The sequence below is a fragment of the Psychrobacter sp. NG27 genome, from assembly GCF_016106655.1.
Taxonomy (GTDB): Bacteria; Pseudomonadota; Gammaproteobacteria; order Pseudomonadales; family Moraxellaceae; genus Psychrobacter.
The window spans coordinates 103,511-122,084 of record NZ_JADGIN010000006.1; the positions used below are offsets into that span (position 1 = coordinate 103,511).

The 18,574-nt window shown below is 44.5% G+C and carries 16 protein-coding genes and 3 tRNA genes; 8 read left to right on the top strand and 11 right to left on the bottom strand.

Going from position 1 to position 18,574, the window contains the following annotated elements; all coding sequences use genetic code 11:
* The first annotated feature begins 52 nt into the window (after window positions 1-52).
* Window positions 53-1,315, top strand: coding sequence for an ammonium transporter (locus IP485_RS10540; protein ID WP_194365032.1), 1,263 nt, complete (start codon window positions 53-55; stop codon window positions 1,313-1,315).
* Between the two features lie 452 nt (window positions 1,316-1,767).
* Here IP485_RS10540 and IP485_RS10545 read toward each other — a convergent pair whose 3' ends face one another.
* From IP485_RS10545 to IP485_RS10555, 3 genes are all read right to left on the bottom strand, one after another.
* A complete protein-coding gene (locus tag IP485_RS10545) occupies window positions 1,768-2,151 on the bottom strand; it encodes a DUF2147 domain-containing protein (protein ID WP_197177529.1) in 384 nt (127 codons plus the stop codon).
* A 257-nt stretch (window positions 2,152-2,408) separates the two neighbouring features.
* Entirely contained in the window at window positions 2,409-2,672 is a 264-nt protein-coding gene (locus IP485_RS10550) for a hypothetical protein (protein ID WP_198327187.1), read from the bottom strand.
* A 71-nt stretch (window positions 2,673-2,743) separates the two neighbouring features.
* The gene (locus IP485_RS10555; protein ID WP_198327188.1) at window positions 2,744-3,640 is read right to left on the bottom strand and encodes a DNA/RNA non-specific endonuclease; all 897 of its coding nucleotides are present in this window, start codon (window positions 3,638-3,640) and stop codon (window positions 2,744-2,746) included.
* 115 nt (window positions 3,641-3,755) lie between these two features.
* On the opposite strand from IP485_RS10555, the gene IP485_RS10560 reads away from it, so the two are divergent.
* Window positions 3,756-3,846: transfer RNA gene (locus IP485_RS10560), tRNA-Ser, on the top strand.
* Window positions 3,847-4,170: 324 nt separating this feature from the next.
* Here the strand turns inward: IP485_RS10560 and IP485_RS10565 are convergent.
* The 8 genes from IP485_RS10565 to rsmH form a co-directional block, all read right to left on the bottom strand.
* Entirely contained in the window at window positions 4,171-4,467 is a 297-nt protein-coding gene (locus IP485_RS10565) for a hypothetical protein (RefSeq protein WP_198327189.1), read from the bottom strand.
* Between the two features lie 205 nt (window positions 4,468-4,672).
* Complete coding sequence (locus IP485_RS10570) at window positions 4,673-5,629, bottom strand: putative RNA methyltransferase (RefSeq protein WP_198327190.1); 957 nt, start codon at window positions 5,627-5,629, stop codon at window positions 4,673-4,675.
* A 152-nt stretch (window positions 5,630-5,781) separates the two neighbouring features.
* A complete protein-coding gene (gene mraY / locus IP485_RS10575; protein ID WP_197177524.1) occupies window positions 5,782-6,900 on the bottom strand; it encodes a phospho-N-acetylmuramoyl-pentapeptide-transferase in 1,119 nt (372 codons plus the stop codon).
* A 3-nt stretch (window positions 6,901-6,903) separates the two neighbouring features.
* Complete coding sequence (locus IP485_RS10580; protein ID WP_198327191.1) at window positions 6,904-8,355, bottom strand: UDP-N-acetylmuramoyl-tripeptide--D-alanyl-D-alanine ligase; 1,452 nt, start codon at window positions 8,353-8,355, stop codon at window positions 6,904-6,906.
* A gap of 82 nt (window positions 8,356-8,437) precedes the next feature.
* The gene (locus tag IP485_RS10585) at window positions 8,438-10,123 is read right to left on the bottom strand and encodes a UDP-N-acetylmuramoyl-L-alanyl-D-glutamate--2,6-diaminopimelate ligase (RefSeq protein WP_198327192.1); all 1,686 of its coding nucleotides are present in this window, start codon (window positions 10,121-10,123) and stop codon (window positions 8,438-8,440) included.
* 73 nt (window positions 10,124-10,196) lie between these two features.
* Window positions 10,197-12,287 (bottom strand): peptidoglycan D,D-transpeptidase FtsI family protein, encoded by a 2,091-nt coding sequence (locus tag IP485_RS10590; RefSeq protein ID WP_198327193.1) that lies wholly within the window; start codon window positions 12,285-12,287, stop codon window positions 10,197-10,199.
* Window positions 12,284-12,781 carry a cell division protein FtsL gene (locus IP485_RS10595; protein WP_197177520.1) on the bottom strand — a complete coding sequence of 166 codons (498 nt, stop codon included), beginning with the start codon at window positions 12,779-12,781 and terminating at the stop codon, window positions 12,284-12,286. Before IP485_RS10595 ends, IP485_RS10590 begins: the two co-directional genes overlap by 4 nt.
* Window positions 12,782-13,134: 353 nt before the next feature.
* Complete coding sequence (gene rsmH / locus IP485_RS10600; protein ID WP_320159133.1) at window positions 13,135-14,241, bottom strand: 16S rRNA (cytosine(1402)-N(4))-methyltransferase RsmH; 1,107 nt, start codon at window positions 14,239-14,241, stop codon at window positions 13,135-13,137.
* A 326-nt stretch (window positions 14,242-14,567) separates the two neighbouring features.
* Here rsmH and gltX point away from each other — a divergent pair, with 326 nt between their 5' ends.
* From gltX to IP485_RS10630, 6 genes are all read left to right on the top strand, one after another.
* The gene (gene gltX / locus IP485_RS10605; RefSeq protein WP_198327194.1) at window positions 14,568-16,094 is read left to right on the top strand and encodes a glutamate--tRNA ligase; all 1,527 of its coding nucleotides are present in this window, start codon (window positions 14,568-14,570) and stop codon (window positions 16,092-16,094) included.
* Between the two features lie 157 nt (window positions 16,095-16,251).
* On the top strand, window positions 16,252-16,617 hold the full coding sequence (locus IP485_RS10610) for a hypothetical protein (protein WP_198327195.1): 366 nt from the start codon (window positions 16,252-16,254) through the stop codon (window positions 16,615-16,617).
* 122 nt (window positions 16,618-16,739) lie between these two features.
* Window positions 16,740-16,815, top strand: a tRNA-Ala gene (locus IP485_RS10615).
* A 159-nt stretch (window positions 16,816-16,974) separates the two neighbouring features.
* Window positions 16,975-17,050 (top strand) — tRNA-Glu (locus tag IP485_RS10620).
* Between the two features lie 271 nt (window positions 17,051-17,321).
* Window positions 17,322-17,975 (top strand): LysE family translocator, encoded by a 654-nt coding sequence (locus IP485_RS10625; protein ID WP_198327196.1) that lies wholly within the window; start codon window positions 17,322-17,324, stop codon window positions 17,973-17,975.
* A gap of 32 nt (window positions 17,976-18,007) precedes the next feature.
* Entirely contained in the window at window positions 18,008-18,466 is a 459-nt protein-coding gene (locus IP485_RS10630; protein ID WP_198327197.1) for a hypothetical protein, read from the top strand.
* Window positions 18,467-18,574: the final 108 nt, after the last annotated feature.

The window sequence follows — 18,574 nt, forward strand, 5'->3', positions numbered from 1 at the left end:
TTATCTATCGGTCATACCGATATCTATATTATAAATTCAAGGGGGAATTTACATGGAAAGTCAAATCTTTGAGCTCCAATATGCGCTCGATACGTTTTACTTTTTAATATGTGGTGCATTGGTCATGTGGATGGCAGCTGGCTTCACTATGTTAGAAGCTGGACTGGTCAGATCAAAAAACACGGTCGAAATCTTAACCAAAAACATCGCGCTATTCGCCACTGCTAGTATTATGTATATGATATGCGGCTACGCCATTATGTATGGTGGTGACCTATTTTTGAGCGGCATCGCAGGCGGTGATACCTTGGTCGAAGATGCATTGGCAGCTTCTGCTGAAAATGGCTTTGGCGGTGACTCTGTTTATTCTGCTGCATCAGACTTTTTCTTCCAAGTGGTGTTTGTCGCGACCTGTATGTCTATCGTCTCAGGTGCGGTTGCTGAGCGTATGAAATTGTGGGCTTTCTTACTGTTTGCAGTGGTTATGACTGGTGTCATCTATCCATTAGAGGGCAGTTGGACATGGGGCGGCAACGATGTGTTTGGCTTATATAACCTAGGTGACATGGGCTTCTCTGACTTTGCAGGCTCTGGTATTGTACATATGGCAGGTGCTGCTGCAGCTCTAGCGGGTGTGCTACTCTTAGGCTCACGTAAAGGCAAATACGGACCAAATGGTGAGATACGTGCAATTCCTGGTGCCAATCTACCTCTCGCGGCGCTTGGCACACTAATTTTATGGATGGGCTGGTTTGGCTTTAACGGCGGCTCAGTGCTCAAGTTGGGTGATATCGCCAGTGCCAACTCTGTCGCGATGGTCTTTTTGAATACCAACGCAGCAGCGGCTGGTGGTGCAATTGGTGCATTGCTACTTGCACGTATTATCTTTGGCAAAGCCGATCTAACCATGCTTTTAAATGGTGCGCTAGCAGGCCTTGTGGCCATTACAGCGGAGCCATCAACCCCTTCTGCGCTACAAGCGACTCTCTTTGGTTTCATCGCTGGTATCATCGTAGTGCTATCAATCTTAGCTTTAGACAAAATCAAAATTGATGATCCGGTTGGTGCTATCTCCGTTCACGGTGTGGTTGGTTTATTTGGTCTGTTAATCGTACCAATCACTAACCCAGCCTCTACCTTTATCGGTCAGATTGTGGGTGCTGCGACTATCTTTGCTTGGGTATTCATTGCGAGCCTAGTGGTTTGGTCTATCATCAAATTAGTTATCGGTATCCGTATCTCTGAAGAAGATGAATACGAAGGTGGTGATATTGCAGAGTGTGGTATGGAAGCCTACCCTGAGTTTATTAGATAAGCTGTATGTAAATAAGCTAAATATTGATGTTCATGGCGCTGATACTACCAACTGTAGTTTCAGCGTTTTTCGTTTTGCTGGTTATAATCTAAGTGCGCACAACCTCCCCTTTTTTAAGACACAACCAAGAAATACTGCTACACCTGATGCCTCGTATCAATATCAAACAACTTCAACGATACATTCGATACTAGGATGTATCATCGATTAACGCATTAATACCTCTAGTAGTTTGAAATGGCTATGCTATTTGATAACACGGAACTGGTCTAAATTTTCTAGCTTACTATATCTGGGCAGGCAGAGACTGCGAAAAAGCCATTCCTGTTTTACTGTGTCCTTTTCATATTGGACTGACCCGACGATATCCAATCTAATAAAAAATCCCGCAAAACCTTTCGGTAATGCGGGATTTTTATGTATCAAGCAAATACTTAAAACAACCTATCGGTTTATTTCTTTTTCCATTCTTGGCTACGTGAGAACGGACCAATATATCCTTTTAGTTTCAATGTGCTGCCACTTAGATTTGCAGTCATACGATAGTCTTTGCCTTTAGCAGGATCAGTAATCGTACCACCACTATATTTACCACCGCCATCTGCCTTTAGGTTTCTGATAATAGTATTACCAACATACTGTTTACCAGCAGATGTATTAGCACTGATTAACTTACCCGTTAATACACCATTAGACTCAGTGATTTTTACAACACCTTTTGGTTGGCCTTCATCAAAGGTCTGCCAAGTGGTATTGTGTAATGGATCAGCGGCAAATGCCATCGTTGCCATGCTGATACCAGCAACTGCTAAAGCGGTTTTTGTAAATAACTTCATAGATTGACTCCCTTCATACAATGATTGCTCGAAACATTATGTTTCTGATGTCCTATGCTTATCCTTTGCTGACCTCTTTTATCACGACTGTTGCCGTTTCCTACTTTTGAAAAGTCGACGACTGCAACTGCTCGTAATTTTTAAGAGACCTGAGCGACATAAGCGATGTCTTACCTCATTATAAGCAATTTTTAGACTTTGCCTAGTAATTTTTTTAGACTTTATTATTTCTAAAAAAATAAAACCATATCAAAGACTTATATGAAAGGATTGTCGATATATTTGCCGGATTGGTCATCATTTTCTTTTGACTTATCCTCACTATTACTATAAAGACTCTTCTCTTCAAATGCTGCTATGATTTTGCCCGTTAACTCATGCAGTTGCTGGGCTTGCGCATATCCTGATGCATCTAAAGCCAAATCGATATCGCCGTAGATAGTAATCTTGTCTTTTTGGTTTTCAATCACAATGTCACCAATTTGCATGCTTTGATGGTCGTTAGCGAATGGCTCAATCATTTGATTATCCTTATTATCAGTGACATTTTATATTTTTCAAAATAATGCTCTTTTTGCATTTTACTGCCAGTTTATGCCTGTAATTGCGTCACTAGCCATTCTAAAATAGCCCATACAAACAGCATCCAAGCAGGCTCTTCAACTGGTGCATCAGGTGTGTCCAAGCGCTCGCCTGCCTTTAATGGCAAATCGAATGCTTGTCTTTTGGTCTGAGTATCTAGCATTGGTAACACATCAATACCCGTTTCAGCGGCTAACTGGTCAATACTAATGATATCGATGCGCTCAGACTCATCATTGGGTGCGTAATATACCCCTGCCTGATTGGTTGCAGGAATGTATACCGCCTTAAAAAAGTGGCTCGGCACCAGCACACGACCAGCAAGCTGTTTGGTTTTTTTGTCCTTAAATGCTACCCCTGTAATGGTATAGACCTCACCGTATTGCTGAGTCAGATATCGCGTTGCTGATTCGATGTTTCGCCAAATATAACGGTTATTACGGGGAGACTGGGGCGCGATATTGGCTAGGCTAAAACTGTCATACTGTTGGCTGCGATTGGCCATGTCTGCATTGGGTGCTAAATGTCCGCGATCATAACCAGAGCCTGAATAATCAGATAGTGAGGCACGATCGGATGTTGGCAGTTTACTCTCTTCATGAAAGCTGTCCTCACGATCAATTTCTTTCGCTTGTTGTAAGCGTTTACGATCTAAATACTCTGCCGACCATAGCGGTGTACGCGATACCCCTGAATACATGACAGCAAAGCCGTCCATGCACAGTGCTTGCGTGTTATCACTTAGCTTAGTATTGGTAAATTCAGGGTAAACACCCCCATAAAAAGATCCGCTACACTGGGTGAAATCGTCAGCGTGTGCTGAGGCTATACTGACTGCAACCGTCACCACGGTCATTACAATACTGCTTTTGAGACTACCCAAACTTATCATGCAACGTTCAACCATATATTCTCGTCATTATATATTTGCTATCCTAGCAGGCGCTTGCAAATAAAGAAAGATAAGGTGTAAGTGGTGACATTTTAAATAGTATCGGCTATACTGAGCCAGTCAAAAAAACGGTGAAGTGGGTGAGTGGCTGAAACCGCACGCCTGGAAAGTGTGTATGCGTTAATAGCGTATCGAGGGTTCGAATCCCTCCTTCACCGCCAATCTTATTAAGTCCAACAAAACCTCTCAGTTTTTCTATCTAGCTCACTACCCTCTCTAAAATACTCTAAGCACTTTTTAACAGTAAAGCATAAAAAACAGCTTTGTTGTTTACTGCCGTCTGCAAATTATATTTTTTAGTATATGTACTATCTAAACATATAACGCAAAAAAATGACGCCCATTCAAGGCGCCATTTCTACATAATCAAGTATAGTATGAGAACTACTAAACGGCTACGGCGTTACCCTCCTTAGAGGTACTATTTGTACAATCTGCAGTCGGCTGCCTTGTAACCATTTTAGACTTCTTTGACTATAAGACTTTTAAGAGCGATGCTCATGATCGTTTTTACTGTACTTTTTACCTTGATACTTACTCTGATATTTATCGTGTTGCTTTTCTTTGGCTTTGTGCTTAGCAGCCACTATTTTTGCTTTTTGATGTGATACTTTTGCCTTGTTTTTGGCGTTTTTATGCTTGCTATCTGCTTTAGCATCATGCTTTTGGTGCTGTACTTGAGCTTTATGATGTTGATCATAACTGGGTGCAGCACTCGCTTGACCAACCATCGAAAAACAAGCAGTAGCGGCTAAAATCGAACTTACTATTATCTTTTTCATTATTTTTTCCCGATTTAATTCATGTTGATGAATTATGCTTAAAGATACCTTATGAAGTATCAAATAAAATATCGCGATAAAGTATCGCTGTATCGACAAAGAAAATGATAACTGATTCTAGTATTAAGTAGATTTATGAAACTTGAAGAAAGGTTTCTATTGTTACAGTGGTATACCCCGAAGGTTTTCCGTCAAAATCGATATTTTATTTATCAGCCATTTTTTGCAAAACATACACCACAAATTTTGCCTCGGTAGTAAATGACACGTTATCTACCGCTGCTAGTAGTGCCTGTCTTTTTTCACTACGCGCTCGGTAAGCATAGGGCGTCATCGTCATTAAATCAGCCAAATCGTCCGCTGCCAATGTCATGTTTGCATTGACACGATGAGTATCTATTAGGGTAAAGTAGGGTGATAACTCTTGCAAAAACTTATCAGAATCATGCTCGCGCACGCTATCAAACAATGCGTCACGCAAGGTGGCTAAATGTCCCACATCAGGCTTTGCAATGATTAAATACCCGTCAGCGGTTAGTACATCAGCAAAGGCTTTGGGCAAAATAGGACTAAAGATACTGCTGATACCCGTGACACTATGGGCGCGTAGCGGTAAATTGGCGGCGCTAGTGACTAAAGGATAAATCATCGTGTTCTTGGTAGCAGCATTTTTCTGATACCAAAGATGTTCTGACGCTTTACTCACTTTGGCAAGCTCCACTAGTGCAGGTTTGCTGATGTCAGCGGCGACGATCGTATCTATCACCTCTGACCCCAGTTGCGCCATTGCTTGTGTGTAATAGCCCTCTCCGCAGCCGATATCGAGCCAATTGACAGGCTTACTATGTTGCATAGCAGTTGGCTCTGCGACGTGCTCACTTGGTGACAGTAACGCCACCATCTTTTGGCTAATGAGATGCTGTAGCGGCGCATAATGACCATTATTTAAAAACCGTTTGCGCGCGCTAATAGACGCTTGGCTGTCGCCCGGCGCTTTTGATTTTTTTTGTTGGACGGGTAATAGATTGACGTAACCTTGACGGGCAACATCAAAGGGGTGTGAGGTTTGCTTAGGATGCAAGCTGCCATCACAGCGCCATGTATCAGTGGCAGGCTGTAGTGGTGACTGGCAAAGTGGACATATAAATAACGACACAGGCATCTCAAATTCATAGCAATATGAGTCGCATTTTAACAAAGTTCGCAGACTTTAAGCGACAAAAAGCCACCTCAATGATGATTGAGGTGGCTTTTTTGATCACATTTCTGATTACTATAGGCAACTATTCAGTGTTGATTTATCTGAGAGTTCGATTAACGTAGCTTTAGAGTCATCAGTCCAAGAATAACGAGAATGATGGCAATAATCCAAAATCTTGCCACCACTTGTGTTTCTTTCCAGCCAATCTCTTCGAAATGATGATGTAATGGCGCCATACGAAAAACGCGTTTTTTACGCAGTTTGTATGAGCCCACTTGCAACATCACCGACAATGCTTCAGCGACAAACAAGCCGCCCATAATCGCAAAAGCAATCTCTTGGCGTGTCATGACAGCAATCGTTCCTAGCATCGCGCCAAGGGCAAGCGCGCCCACATCACCCATAAACACTTGGGCAGGGTGCGCATTGAACCACAAGAAACCAAGACCGGCGCCAACCATCGAGCCACAGACGATAATGACTTCAGAGTTATAGGCGATATAAGGCACATGCAAATAGTCTGCGAAACGTACGTCACCTGAGACGTAAGCCATCGCACCCAAACCTGCGGCCACTAAGACCACGGGCAGTATCGCTAAACCGTCTAAACCATCGGTCAAATTGACCGCGTTAGACGCACCATTAATCACAAAATATGTGAAAATAATAAACCCAATGCCAAACGGTACTGCCGAAAATGGAATCATCCAGTCTTTAAATATCGGTAGTAGCAGATCTTGCATCTCACGCGTGGTGTTGATGTCTGGCTGTAACGTGGCAATGTAATACAGAGACACTCCAACGAACAACGCACCCATCGATAGCCAAAAATACTTTTTGCGCGCAATCAGGCCTTTTGGGTCTTTATATTTAATCTTTAGCCAATCATCAGCCCAGCCTACTGCCCCAAAAATAACCATGACAACGAGCAAAATCCAGACATAAGGATTGTTCAGACGGGCCCACAATAGCGTCGATATCCCAATGGCACTGAGAATCAGGACACCGCCCATGGTTGGTGTGCCCGTTTTGGCCAAATGTGACTGTGGCCCATCATTACGAATCGCTTGACCATATTTGAGCGAACGCAGATGTCGAATGACAGGTCCACCTAAAGCCATACTAAATGCAAGGGCGGTAACAACCGCGAGCAGTGCTCGTAGCGTCAACGAAGAAACCGCAGAAAACGGCGAGTAATACTGGCCAAGCCAGCCGAACAACCAAACTAACACCGCCTACTCCTCTACTAGCGCATGAATAAGTGTTTCCATTTCCATGGAACGAGAGCCTTTGAACAACACCGTACAAGGCTTGGCTTGTTGCGCTTGCAAATATGACTGCAAGTACGCTAACAAGCTGTCTTTATCTGCGAAGGCATGAGCGCTGATACCAGAAATCTCTTTTGCGCCTGCCACGGTATAAGGGGCATATTCACCCACACAGAGCAGCACATTGACACCTGTGGTCGCGATAGCGCGGCCCAAGCTCTGATGCTCACTGACGGCCGCTTCTCCTAGCTCAAAGATATCACCCAGTACCATCACTTGCGTACCTGTTTGCGCAGCCAAGACTTTGGCGGCAGCGCGTACCGAGTGTGGGTTAGCATTATAAGTATCGTCAATGAGTCGATGCATACCCAGTATTTGGCTATTCAAACGACCTTTGGCAGGACGTGCGTTTTCAAGTCCGATGACAATGTCGCTCGCAGCAATATCGAGTGCAAATGCGCAGGCAGCAGCGGCCAGAGCATTATTGACATTATGCTCGCCTGCTAGTGGCAGGCTAATATCATGAACCTGATTGCCAATATGCAGCTTAAACTCGCTACGCTCAGGCTCAACATCTAAGTGGCTGGCACTCACATCAGTGCTACCAAATCCAATCACATGTGAAGTATGCTGTTCGGCAATGCGGCGTAGCTCATTGGTAAAATCATCCTTATCAGGCACGATCGCACATTGGGCGTCAGTCAAAGTATGATAAATCTCAGCCTTGGTCTGACAAATACCCTCACGGCTACCGAACTCACCTAGATGCGCTGTACCGATATTTAAGATACAGGCTACATCAGGACGTACAATCTCAGCCGTATAAGCAATCTCGCCAATATGGTTAGCACCTAACTCTAAGATGGCATAGCGATGATGATCGGACAACTCAAGCAACATCATTGGCACGCCCAAATCGTTGTTTAGGTTGCCACGGGTAATCAGTGTCGGTGCCAGTCTACCAAAGATACTGCCTAGCATTTCTTTGCAGGTCGTCTTGCCGCTAGAGCCAGTAATGGCAATCACAGTCAAGTCTTTATGCTGCTGACGACGATAAGACGCCAATTGACCTAACGCCAGACGAGTGTCACTAACCACTAGCTGCGCAATATCATTTGCCTCCGCTGCGGAAATAGGACGAGAGACGATTGCAGCGACAGCACCTTTATCTATAGCAGTCGCGATATAATCGTGACCGTCAAAATTATCACCCGTTAATGCCAAAAATATATCACCTGGCTTAATAGTGCGCGTATCAGTGGCAATACGTTTGCTGCTTAGCGCATCAGTTGCAAATGCAGTCTCTGTCTGCGGTAGCTGCCAATGACCATCGAGCGATGCGGTCGCTGCAAGCAGATTGTCCATTTGCCAGACATAGAGGCCTTGCGACTGGATAGAATTATCGTTGTCGGCTGTCATAATGATTACCTTATATGATGATGACTTAATTTTTATAGTTAACGATTTATTTTTTGATTATAGCCTCAGTAAAGCTAGTACTTTACACCCGACCCGCTTGCGCTAATGCCTGCTGTAAAACAACACTGTCATCAAAATCATAACGAACGTGATTGATCTCTTGATAGGTCTCGTGACCCTTACCTGCGATCACGACGATATCATTTGGACTGGCATGAGCCACCGCATACTCAATCGCTTTTTGGCGTGCAGGTTCGATATGGGTGCGTTGATATTGCTCTGTACTCATTCCAGCCTGCATGTCTTGCAATATCACATTGGGGTCTTCGGTACGTGGGTTGTCAGCGGTTAAGATGACTTGATCAGCACCTGCTAGCCCTGCTTGCGCCATTAATGGGCGTTTGCCTGTATCACGATCACCACCGCAACCGAACACTGCCCACAGCTGACCATCACAATGGGTCTTTAGGCTTGACAGTACTTGACTGAGAGCATCTGGGGTATGGGCATAATCAACGATGAAACAGCCATCATTGGATGGTACACGCTGCATACGCCCGACCGCACCTTGTAGCTGCGGGACAGCGCGCATAATCTGCGCCATATCGATACCATTGGTATTGGTATCAATTGCTACTGCCGCAGCGATAGCCGCAAGCAGATTGGCAACGTTAAAGCGTCCTAACAGTGGGCTGACAATATCAACTGTGTCAGTCTGTCCATCACCAAAGTCAGTACGTAGCGTGATTTTGACACCTTGCAAACTCGGCATGACACTCACTGCGCCAAAAGTGGCAGGTTTTGCAGGATCTAAGGTATAAGTCCAAACCGTTAAACCGCTAGCATTTGCCGTATCCAGCATAACCTGAGCATGCTCATCATCAATATTGATAATGGCATGAGTCAAATCTGGAAAATGTGCTTTATCAAATAGCTTGGCTTTGGCAGCCGCATATTCTGCCATATCAGCATGGTAGTCTAAATGGTCGCGGCTCAAGTTGGTATACACCGCTACGGTGACTGGCATGCCTTGTAGCCGCTGTTGATCTAACCCATGCGAGCTGGCTTCTAGTGCCAGTATTTCAGCCTTTTCTGTACCCATTTGATACAAGAACTGCTGTACAGCCAAGGCATCTCCAGTGGTATGGCTGGCCTGAACTAACGTGCCAAGCCGACCGTTACCAGCCGTACCCATTACCGCACTACTTAAGCCTGTCAGTTGGGTCAACTGTGCGACTAATTGACTGATGGTCGTTTTGCCATTAGTACCTGTCACCGCTATGACCGCTGGTAAGGTGACTGGCTGCTGATACTGAAGCCGCGCTTGAATCAAGCTACCCAAAAAATCACGCACATTGGGAACGTACAGGATAGGACACGGCAGATCGGCCGACTCATTATCGGTCGCCTGCGTAGATGATGATGGTTCGTTCGCTGTGCTAAATAATGAGGTAGGATCTATTTCTGAGAGGATAAAGGCCGCATGTTTAGCCGCTTGTAATAGATAATCACGACTTTTTTGATCATCAGATGTTTGGCTTTTTAAAAGGACAAACACATCATTGGCTGATAATTGGCGACTGTCTAATCGAAACTGCTGAAAAGGAATATCGGCAATGGCGGTTATTTGATTTGGATCTGCCTGAACCGTCTCTGCCATCATCGCTGTGAGTTGCTGTACTAGCCTACTGTGACGGTCAGCGCTGACGTCTATCAGCTGCTGTAAAGTGACAGAGGCATTATCTGGCAATGAGGTCGTCATGGTCATGGGCAAGTCCTAAACAGTTAAAACAATTTGGCTCTCAAAGAGCCAAAACTCGAAGTCAAAAGTAATCACACACCTATTGCGGTTTGGTCTCTAATGGCTTATCCAAAGGCACATTGTACAGTCGCAAGGCTTCTTTCATCACATTATGGAATACTGGTGCGACCGTGAGACCAGCATAAATCTGACCACGCGGATCTTCAATAAGCATCACACCCACCAGTTTCGGATTGGACGCCGGAGCCATACCAGCAAAGACATTGCGATACTGATCGGTATAGTAGCCACCTTTTGGGTTGATACGGCGCGACGTACCTGTTTTACCTGCCACGCGATAACCATCAATGGCAGCATCTTTTGCAGTACCACCAGGCTCCGTGACGCTCTCGAGCATCTGTACGATAGACATGGCTTTCTCATGCGCCATGATACGTTTGCTTGGCTGCGATTTGTCACCCTTAATTAAGGTCAACGGATGCATCACACCGCCTGCTGCCAGTGCTGAATACGCCTGAGCCACTTGCGCGAGCGTCACTTGTAGACCATAGCCATAACTGACTGTGGCACGGCGTGAGGTTTCTTTTTCTTTTGGTGTGACGATTAGGCCGCTGCCTTCACCTGGGAACTGCAAAGGGGTTTTTGAGCCAAAACCAAACTGCCTTTGCATATTACTAATAGCATCGGCTGGCAGTGATAGCGCAATCTTGGTAGAAGCAACGTTACTCGATTTCTGTAATAGCGTGGCCAGATTAATCATACCCAGATTATTATGATCTCGAATGGTGTAGCCGCGCACACGAATGGAGCCAGGATTGGTATCAATGAGAGTTGTCGGCGTATACTTACCAGAGTCTAAGGCGGCCGCAACGGTAAATGGCTTCATCACTGAACCCGGTTCAAAAACATCCAACAATGCACGGTTACGTTGGTTTTCACCGGTCATCTCATTGAGGTTGTTTGAATTAAATGCCGGCCACGTCGATAGCGCAAGGACTTCACCCGTTTGTACATCAACGATCATACCCGTTGACCAGCGTGCTTTTTGTAAGCGGCCTGCTTTTTCTAGCTCTTTATACAGCAGATACTGCAAGCGCGAATCAATCGTTAGGGCCACATCTTTGCCAGGTATTTCAGGCTTAATCTGCTTGATTTCTTTTAGACTGTTTTGCTTGGCATCTTTTAGAACGAGTACCTTACCATCCTCACCTGCTAACTCTTTTTCATACTGACGTTCAATGCCCGCACGTCCCTCATAGTTACCTTCAGGATCTTTGGAGTTTTGACCCATAAACCCTAGCAACTGTGCGTTGGACTGTGGCTGCGGATAGTAGCGCTGAAAGAAGTTTTTTTCATTGACACCAGGAAAATCAAGCGAGCTAACGCTTTGAGCAATCTCGGGAGTCACTTTATTTAGCAGGGGCAGATAATGCGAGCCTGCGCCAGATGGTAGCGCGGCTTTAACCGCCTTTTCATCCGTCACATCAATACTGTCATCGATGGCAGTGACTTTTTTTAATTCATCGACTGAGATATTAGCCGCAACTGCAAGAGTCGTCAGATCCATATTATCTAAGCGTTTTTGCATACGCGCTTGTAATTGTGGACTGCTCGGGTTGGTAAGGATAATGCGTTTTAGCTCGTAGTATTCACGCGAGTAGTCGTGCGGACTAAAGGACACCGTCGCAAGTGGGGCACTGACCGCGAGCGGCAAATTGTTGCGATCGGTAATCATACCGCGATAGGATTTTTGCGTGCGCTCGCTGGTAATCAGCTCATTACCTTTGTCTTGATAAAACTGCGCGTTGGCCACTTGAATATAATAAGCACGGCCAATCAACAGCGCCAATACAACCAGTGCCAGCCCCCAAACCATACGAAAACGGTTTTTGTCTTGCTCAAACCCACCAAGAGTAGAAGCACCTGAGGCCTTACTAGAAAAAACCATTTTACTTTTTCGGTTTTTTACACTGGTATAAGCGCCTTGGGCATCGGTTTTTTTAATACGACCAAACAGTTTTGCTTTGCGATCACTAGCGGCTTTATTAGGTTTATCGCTCGTTTGCCCAGATTTGGCCGCACTGGCACGGCGCAGAGGCTTAGTTACCTTGCCACTGGCTGGTTTTTTACTGGTATCTTTTGCGGTGGATTTGGGTTTTTTATCACTCATTGTCCTGCCTCCACTGCCGCTGTGTCAGTTGCAGGCTCTTCAGGAGATATATCGGTAGACGCGCGTGGTCCGACGACCTCAGAGGCATCCTCATCAGAGTCCTCAGAAACCACGGGCACCAACGCGGTCGCCACACCAGGCTGAATAATCAGCTTGTCTTTGAGTGTTGGTGAATACATACCCAATTCAGACACTGCACGACTGGCGATTTGCGGGGTGGCACTAAAGGTCTGCTGCTCAATCAATAGGCGCTGGTGCTCAACTTGTAGCTTACGCTCTTGTTTTTTCATGTCTTGCAAGGTTTTATAGTCCTGATGATATTGCTGAACTTCTTCGGCAGTTTTGATACCGCTCCACACAATCGCAGCTGCCAGTAACACCAGCACCGCCACATAGATACTCACCACATTAAAACGGCGCACGAATAGCTCGCCGATATCGGTGTTGTAGGCTGCGGCAGCGCGGCGGTTTGCAGGTTTGTCAGATATTGCCATGACGATCTCAAAAATGAACGTAAACGATAAAGTAGATACTGGTTTGTGAACAACGAACGTATCATTGCCCAGCAGTACCATCGATAAAAATAAAACCAAATCTACTGCTTGGCAGCATGAAACAAGCCATTACTTCGCTTAAGCTTAGATGGCAACAGGCGCTTAAAAAGTGATTGATTTATTAGTCCATCACCCGCCACACAACCAAAAATCAATTGCTGAGACTATCAGACAATATTTACAGCTTTTTAACAGTGGCGTAGCGATTAAGACATTTGCACACCCTTTAGACAGACAATAGCAACCCTATACCCTTTGCATAGTTTCTATAGCTCGCGCGATGTAGCTAAAACCTACTTTTTGTCAGCCTGTTCGTACACTATATCGGTACGGGTAGCCATACGTAGCCATGCACTGCGCGAGCGCGGGTTATGACTGGTTTCAGCTTTGCTTGGGCCAACGCGCTTAGGCTTGCTAAAGTAACGTGGACGATTGGGCGGCATCGGCAGGTTCTCGTCTTCTGGATACTGACCTTTGCTATGACGCTGCAAAAACTGCTTGATACGGCGATCTTCTAGCGAATGAAAACTAATGACGGCCAGTTGTCCGCCTGACTTTATAATAGGGAGACTTTGTTCTAAAAAGCTATCAACATCACCAAGCTCATTATTAATAAAAATACGCATTGCTTGAAAGCTCTGAGTCGCTGGATGCTTGCCGCGCTGCCAGTTAGGATGCGCAACCTTAATCACTTCTGCCAGCTCTAGTGTGGATTTGTAGCTGTCCATCTGCTTGATCGCACGCGCAATACGGCGGCTGTGACGCTCTTCACCAAACTCATAAAGCACATTGGCTAGCGTTTCGTCATCGACTTTCTCAAGCCACTGAGCAACCGACTGGCCACGACTGGTGTCCATACGCATGTCCACTGCCCCATCGCGCATAAAGCTAAAGCCCCGACTGCCATCATCAATCTGCGGTGATGAAATGCCCAAATCCGCCATCAAGCCGTCAACTTGCACGATATCCATGGCTGCCAAGCTATCCGTCAACGTCGCAAAGCTGTCATGAACCACTTTCACGCGGCTATCAGTACTTGCCAGCTCTTGAGCCACGCTAATGGCTGTCGGGTCTTTGTCAAAGACAATCAGCTGTGCATCATCGGCCAGCTGACTTAATAGTAGCCTGCTATGTCCACCGCGCCCAAAGGTTGCATCAACGTAGATGCCACTTACCTTCAAGCTATTCTGATCGTCATTGCTTTGATTGACACTGTTTTGAGCATCATTGCCTGTTTGCTTTGGTAAGGATTTGACGCCCAGCACCGCAGCGACGGTTTCTGGTAGAAGCACGGCATCATGAACGAAGCTTAATTCGTCAGAGTGGGTATCGTCAGCAGTTTCAGGATGATTTACGTTAGATAGTGGCTTATTTTCTGGCTTATTATTTAATAGTGACACAAACGACTCAGTAGATGGCGACCATATTGGCCAGTAATAGTAAAAAATCAGATGAAAATAAACAAGTTATGCCTTGCTTAGCATTATTATCGCAAGGATATATCTGTAGTCAAGCGCTAGAAGGGCTTTTCATTAAAAATATCCCATCTCTCTGTTATACTAGCGCTATATTTTACGCTATTTTTCTACTTTGACGACTATTGTTTCATCCGTATTTTTTATTCAAATATTTCATGCATATTTGTCATTGCGATTTTTTATTACCCTCTTTCACTGCTAAATTCATTAACCAACACATTCATTAACAAACGTATTCTGAGATTCCTATGACCCAAACATCGACTCAAGCATCAACACGCCCAGTCCGTACTCGTATCGCACCCTCACCGACTGGCTTTCCTCACGTAGGAACGGCTTATATCGCCCTATTTAACTTGGCCTTTGCTAAAGCGCATGGCGGCGAGTTTATTTTGCGTATCGAAGACACTGATCAAACCCGCTCAACCGAGCAATCAGAGCAAATGATTCTAGACGCGCTGCGTTGGGTCGGTCTAGATTGGAGCGAGGGTCCAGATATCGGTGGCCCACATGCTCCTTATCGTCAGAGCGAGCGTAGCGACATTTATACCAAACACGCCGAGATGCTCATAGAAAAAGATCATGCGTTTCGCTGTTTTTGTACCAGCGAAGAGCTAGATGCGATGCGTGCTGAGCAAATGGCCAATGGCGAGACCCCACGTTATGACGGTCGCTGTGCTCATCTTGCACCAGAAACTACTGAGCAATTGGTTGCGGAAGGCAAACCGCATGTGATTCGTATGCGCGTACCAACTGAAGGTATCTGCCAAGTACATGACATGCTGCGCGGCACGGTTGCGATTCCTTGGACCCAAGTCGACATGCAAGTACTGCTAAAAACAGACGGTATGCCAACATACCATTTAGCCAATGTCGTCGATGACCACTTAATGGATATCAGTCATGTGATGCGTGGTGAGGAGTGGTTGAACTCTGCGCCTAAGCATCAGTTGCTTTATGAATATTTTGGTTGGGAGATGCCGACCCTTTGCCACATGCCATTATTGCGTAACCCAGACAAATCAAAACTGTCTAAGCGTAAAAACCCAACCTCTATCACCTACTATCGTGATGCGGGCGTACTTCCTGAAACGTTGCTAAACTACCTCGGTCGTATGGGTTACTCGATGCCTAATGATGCTGAGCAGTTTACCTTAGAAGAAATGATTGCCAGCTTTGATATTCAACGTGTGTCACTTGGCGGCCCTATCTTCGATATCGAAAAACTAAACTGGTTAAACGCAGAGTGGCTACGCGCCCTAACCCCTGAAGAGCTAAAGAACAAAATCCTCGACTGGGCTAGCAACAGTGACAAGCTAACGGCTATCGCAGCGGCGATTCAACCACGTATCGAGCTATTGTCTGATGCGATGAATTGGAGTGGCTTCTACTTTCAGAATCTACCTGCTATCAATGCTGAGAGCTTTACGCATAAGTCTCTCACGCCTGAGCAAATCATGGATATGCTACAGCTGTCATTATGGCAGTTAGAAGTCCTGCCAACTTGGTCAGAAGAAAACATCTACGCCACGCTAAAAGGTCTGGCTGCTCACCTCGATATCAAGATGCGTGACTTTATGGCGCCGTTCTTTATCGCTATCGCTGGTAGCACGTCATCAACGCCAGTCATGAACTCTATGGCGATTATCGGTGCTGACATGACGTTGACACGCTTGCGTCATGCGGTTGACGTACTGGGTGGTCTCGGTAAAAAGAAACTGAAAAAACTTGAGAAGCAAGCGGCTGAGTTACCAGATTTTTTGGCGGCTGAATAGTTTAGCTACTGAATAACTTATCTACTAAACAGTCGATTAGCTGAAATTTTTGAATATAGAAGGGTCAGGCCAGTTCTGACCCTTTTTCGTTATTAGTAGGTATTACTACCCTTAGACTATTAAATATCCTTTATCAAACCTTTTAACTGGAATAAACATGGCCGCCAAAACAGTCACAATAGAAAGTAAAGATTATGTCTTTAACACGCTCAAAGAAGCACAGAAATACTATGATGCCATCGTAAAAGAGCTTTATGATGCAAAACTTACCCTGACAAAGGGTCAAGATTTTGAGGATTTGAAATGGATATACACCACTTACTGCGGTTATACCAACAATAATCTAGATAAATTAAGCGAGTTTGATATCACTGGTTTTAAAGGTATCAGAACAATCAGAGAAAAAGGCGGTCAATATTTGCCAACTGAATGCTGTTCGATTATTTTTTCTGATGGTAGCGAAGAGGAGTTTTATACTGATAAAGCCATTAAAGAGATCGCGCTCAAGCAAAATCCACGATAATTTGGGCCTATCAAGCAGCTAAAATCACTTTCAATACTTTTTTTTGCATATTTATGCATTATTTTTAAAATAGTGGTTGACAAGACTGTTGCTCTTACATAAAATACGCACACTCTTAGCGAGGGGCTATAGCTCAGTTGGTAGAGCACTTGCATGGCATGCAAGGGGTCAACGGTTCGACTCCGTTTAGCTCCACCATACTATTTATTGCAACGCTCAGTACCACTGAGAAACGTAACCTTAAATACTCGCTAGTAGGACGATATCAGCACCTAGGCAACGCTTTTTCTATTAATAGATAAGCAATCTGATATTGTGAAGTACCGTTGTAACCTTTTAGGTTGTAACACTCTATGCGTCCCCATCGTCTAGAGGCCTAGGACACTGCCCTTTCACGGCGGTAACGGGGGTTCGAATCCCCCTGGGGACGCCACTATTCGGCGTCACTTATTAGCACTGTTGCTCAGCATCAGATTAGACTAATAAGCGAACAATAAAAAATCCCAGTCATCATACGGTGACTGGGATTTTTTATGTCTGTTGTTTCTCAAAATACTCTATTCTATTGTCACCAGCTTATTGTTAATAGCGCTATTGCCAACCTATCTAATACTCTTTAATATCGATCTGACAAGCGTTTTTATAAAGTGCAGCCACCTACTATAAATGATGGGGCTTAGCGTGCTTAAAGGGAAGTGATTACTATGTTTGGTATCGAGAATTATCTAGGGTTTATCTTAGCCGCTATTTTATTAAACCTGACTCCTGGCACTGACAGTATATATATTATTACTCGTAGTGTCTCACAGGGACAGACCGCTGGATTTCATTCTGTATTGGGCATCACCTCAGGTATTTTGGTGCATACGTTATTGGCATCATTGGGATTGTCCGTGTTACTCGCCAGCTCGCCCATGGCATTTATGATCGTTAAATATATTGGTGCTGGTTATTTATGCTATCTGGGACTCAAGATGCTTCTGAGCAAAAACTCAAACTCGATAGCAAGCAGTTTGGCTGAAAATCAAAACCTTACTGGTAAGGCTAGCAAAGCAGGCTGGCAGACTTATAAGCAAGGCGTATTGACCAATGTATTCAATCCAAAGGTCGCGCTATTTTTTCTAGCCTTCCTTCCCCAGTTTATCGACTCTAGCTATGCTTATGGCATGCTGTCGTTTTTGATGCTCGGAATCACTTTTGCTGTCACTGGCTTTATCTGGTTTTCTTGTTTGTCACTGCTATCATCACGTTTTAGCAAGAGCCTACGAGAAAAGCCGTCTATAGAAACCTTATTAAACAAAATTAGCGGTGTGATATTTTTTGGCTTAGGTATTAAGCTGTTGACTGAGAAGGTTTGATAGCATTGGAATATATAGTAGAGGATGTAATAATGAATGATGATACTAAGAAAAAATTTACTTTGCTACTTGAAGAGTTACTCAACACTGAATGCTCAGAGCCAAGACAAATAGAAATAAACCTTGAACTAAATAAATCATCTCCCGATCCATTTTGGAGTGACTATATATTCTGGAGTGATGAGTATGCACACGAAGATGGCCGTATAAAGTACGAGGCGTTTTTTGATAAAATTTCTGAGTACCCAAATTCTTACGAGTATAAAACAAAGAGTCGCATTTTAGCGCTGGCTCAAAGCCTTGTTATCAGAGATTTCTCTGATATTAGTGAAATTGACATAGTAAATGAGATTAATGAACTGTCTCCCGATATCAGTTGGACGAACTATCTCTTTGTCGATAAGACCTGCTTAAACGATGACGGTAGCATCGATAAAGAAGCGTTCTTGAATAAAATATTTAAGGAGAGCTGGAATGAGAACTTCAGATAATGTAGTGAAATAGATTTTCAGATATTTGCTTTATTTTTGCTCCACAAATAAAAAAGCCCAACCCCCTACTTTGACGGGGATTGGGCTTTTTGTCATATAAAGCTTAAC